2 protein-coding genes, 1 tRNA gene and 2 rRNA genes are annotated in these 3,147 nt (G+C 61.1%); all 5 read left to right on the plus strand.

Annotated features, from left to right (window positions below):
• Positions 1-341 (plus strand): 23S ribosomal RNA (locus ABWP50_RS10190); the annotation flags it as partial.
• A 65-nt stretch (positions 342-406) separates the two neighbouring features.
• Positions 407-521 (plus strand): 5S ribosomal RNA (rrf, locus tag ABWP50_RS10195).
• 101 nt (positions 522-622) lie between these two features.
• Positions 623-699 (plus strand) — tRNA-Met (locus tag ABWP50_RS10200).
• A gap of 130 nt (positions 700-829) precedes the next feature.
• Positions 830-1,975: an aspartyl/asparaginyl beta-hydroxylase domain-containing protein gene (locus tag ABWP50_RS10205; RefSeq protein WP_353217887.1), complete on the plus strand. Its 1,146-nt coding sequence runs from the start codon at positions 830-832 to the stop codon at positions 1,973-1,975.
• 342 nt (positions 1,976-2,317) lie between these two features.
• On the plus strand, positions 2,318-3,147 hold an 830-nt coding region (locus tag ABWP50_RS10210), incomplete at its 3' end, for a TonB-dependent receptor plug domain-containing protein (RefSeq protein ID WP_353217900.1).

Here is a 3,147-nt window from a genome sequence, read left to right on the forward strand (position 1 = left end):
AAGGGTTTGGCTGTTCGCCAATTAAAGTGGTACGTGAGCTGGGTTCAGAACGTCGTGAGACAGTTTGGTCCCTATCTGCCGTGGGCGTCGAGATTTGAGAGGAGTTGTCCCTAGTACGAGAGGACCGGGATGAACATACCTCTGGTGCACCTGTCGTCACGCCAGTGGCGCAGCAGGGTAGCTATGTATGGACGGGATAACCGCTGAAAGCATCTAAGCGGGAAGCCTCCCTCAAGATAAGATCTCATCGAGTCGTGGAAGACCACCACGTTGATAGGCCGGGTGTGTAAGTGCAGTAATGCATTCAGCTAACCGGTCCTAATTACTCTGGTCACGCCTGAAGATCCCACCATCAACGACATCACTGTTTGCATCGTTCATACCCTCCTGTTTGCCGGCTTCATGGCTTGGTGGTCATAGCGCCTGTGACCCACCCGATCCCATCTCGAACTCGGCCGTGAAACCAGGCAGCGCCAATGGTACTTTCGCTCAAGCGATGGAAGAGTAGGACGCCGCCAGGCCTTGCAGCCGGCAATCAGCGGGAAAAACCCATTCCAATGTACCAATCGCGTGATGTGGCGTCCCATTCGGGCGCCCGATTGCGTTTTTGGCCCAAGCTTGTCGCGGGGTGGAGCAGCCCGGTAGCTCGTCAGGCTCATAACCTGAAGGCCGCAGGTTCAAATCCTGCCCCCGCAACCAAATCTATTGCTAACTGCCCTTGATTTCCTTGCCCGGCACATTAACCCGCGTATCCACGCGGGTTTTTTTGTTTTTCTTACGGGACATAATTGCCATGGCTGCTGATCCCGTCCAACTGAACAGTCTTGGGATGGCCGCGTTGTCGCGCCGCGACGGCGCAACGGCGGTGCGAGCGTTTGCGCAAGCAACTGCGATTGATCCATCGGCCGCTGTGCTCTGGTATAATTTGGCCAATGCCCACGCGCTTCTCGTTGACGAACAGGCGCAATTGGCAGCGCTTGAGACGGCGCTGACCCTTGATCCCTATATGGCCCATGCGCTGCTCGCTCGCGGCAAACTGCACGAAGCCCTCGGGCAGACACGCCAAGCCCTGGTGGACTATCAGCGGCTGCTTGCAGCGGTCGATCCCAACGAGCCGGTCGGCCCCGGTTTTGCTGCCGGCCTCGATCATGCCCGTCAATTGCTGCACAGCGCCAATTCTGCCCTGGCGGCTCATTTGGACACGGCGCTTGCGCAGGAGCTGGCAAGCGCCGCGCCCGACGTAAAAGCGCGTGTGCAACATGCCATCGATGCGCAGCTGGGCCGCCGCCGTATCTATGTTCACCAGCCGCTGGCGCTGCACTACCCCTATCTGCCAGCGATCCAGTTTTTCGATCGAGCGCTGTTCCCATGGTTCGCGGAGCTTGAGGCGGCAACGCCGCTCATCCGGGCAGAGCTGCAAGCAGTGTTGGCGGCGGGCGGCGATGGCTTTGTGCCTTATGTGCAATATGCAAAGGGCGTGCCGGTAAACCAGTGGCAAGAGCTGAACAACAGCGACGCATGGTCGGCCCGGTTCTTCCGGCAGCACGGCAGCCGCGAAGCCGCCATGCGCGCGCTTTGCCCCAACACGGCCGCTTTGCTTGATCGCCTGCCGCTGTTCGATGTGCCCGGCCGCGGTCCTACGGCGTTTTTCTCGCTGCTCAAGCCGCGCACGGTCATCCCGCCCCACACCGGCGCCACCAATGTTCGCACCATCGTCCACCTGCCGTTGATCGTGCCGGAAGGCTGCTGGTTTCGGGTTGGCAACGAAACCCGGCCCTGGACCGAAGGGCAGGCCTTCGCCTTTGACGACACCATCGAGCATGAGGCGCATAACCCAACAGATCAATTGCGGGCCGTGCTGATCCTCGATTGCTGGAATCCCCATATCGCCCCGGCAGAGCGGCCGCTGATTGCGCGCTGGCTCACCGAGCTTGATGCGCACGGGCGCGGTGTTGCCAGCTTTTCAGCAGCCTGAGCTGCGCTGGCGGCCAGGCGCAACGACAGCGGGCGCCGCTGGTCATCTGTGGCGCGTTGGCCACACATCGGTATGGAAACGGTGCATGGCAGCTATGTGCACTTTACATAGCGCACACTGTTTCACAAAAGAGCAATACACGGGCTCTGGCGTTGCACTTGCGTGCGCACCAAGGTCCGCCGCCGGGGTGGTTGGCTGCTCCGCTGGGACGAATTAAGGCCGATTACCGCAAACGGCATCGAATGTGTTTGTTTTCAGGAGGACTATACCGTGATCCAATCCAAGACTTCGCAGCGTCGGCTTGCGCTGACCTCCAGCGCCGCAACGCTGGTTTTCGCTCTGATGTCCGTGCCCAGCTTTGCACAGACGGCCACCGCCGCTGCCGAGCCAGCCGCTGACGAAGAAGCTACCATCGTGGTGACGGGCAGCCTCATTCGCAACCCGAACCTCGTGTCCGCCTCGCCTGTCGTGGTGACAACCGCCGAATCGATCCAGTTGCGCGGCAGCAACGTGGCCGAAGAAGTGCTGCGTGAAATCCCGGGCATCGTCCCGAACGTCGGTTCTTCGGTGAACAACGGCAACGGCGGCGCCAGCTTCGTCGATTTGCGCGGCCTCGGCACCAACCGCAACCTCGTGCTGCTCGATGGTCAACGGATCGCGCCTGCCGGTCTGGGCGGCGTCGTCGATCTTAACAACATCCCGCTCGCGCTTGTGGAGCGTGTCGATGCGTTGACTGGCGCTGCCGTGACCACCTACGGTGCCGATGCCATCACCGGCGTTGTGAACTTCGTCACCAAGAAGGATTTCACCGGCGTCAACCTCGAAGCCTCCAGCGGCCTCAACGAGCGCGGCGACGGCTTCCGCATCCGCACCGATCTCACCATCGGCGGCAATTTTGCTGATGGCCGCGGCAACGCGGTGATCTCGCTTGGTTACCAGAAGGCTGATCCGGTCACCCAGGGTGACCGCGATGTGTCGCGCCTTGGTATCGACAGCGTCACTGGCAATGCTGGCGGCGGTTCTCCAACGGCTGTGCCGTCGCGCATCCGCAACGTGCGGCCCATCGACCCGGTGACCGGTCAGCCGAGCACCAATCCGTTGGTATCCAACCTTGGCAACGGCCAGTTGTCGCCGGACGGCCGCACCGCTGTGCCGTTCTATCAGGATTTCAA

This window comes from Sandarakinorhabdus sp., from assembly GCF_040398645.1.
Classification (GTDB): domain Bacteria; phylum Pseudomonadota; class Alphaproteobacteria; order Sphingomonadales; family Sphingomonadaceae; genus Sandarakinorhabdus.